Origin of the sequence: Halomonas sp. SIMBA_159 (genome assembly GCF_046536035.1) — a bacterium.
GTDB lineage: Bacteria > Pseudomonadota > Gammaproteobacteria > Pseudomonadales > Halomonadaceae > Vreelandella > Vreelandella venusta_A.
Map to the genome: position 1 here is coordinate 1 of NZ_JAWJBT010000295.1, position 301 is coordinate 301.

Annotated in this window: 1 protein-coding gene; it reads right to left on the minus strand. The window is 31.2% G+C overall.

Translation table 11 applies throughout. The features are described from left to right. Positions 1-3: 3 nt before the first annotated feature. Positions 4-301: glycosyltransferase (locus tag R0J87_RS19360; protein WP_498888274.1), on the minus strand; the 298-nt coding region annotated here is incomplete at its 5' end.

Here is a 301-nt window from a genome sequence, read left to right on the forward strand (position 1 = left end):
GATCTACCTTTCTATCACTTGAAAAAGTTTCTTTTCAATATCTTTTACACTGTAAGGATCTATACTATAGCCCACCTTACCTTCTTCAAAGTATCCGTCTATCCCTTGATTTCTAGAATATAAAATTGGTAAACCGCTTGCCATTGCTTCCACATAAACAATTCCAAATGTTTCTTTAAAAGAAGGGAGTATAAATATGTCTGACTTCTCATACATTCCTTTTAGTTTAATTGCATCTGAAATATGACCTGCAAAATCTACATTGTCTAACTTTTTATTTACACACATTTCTTTTAGTATG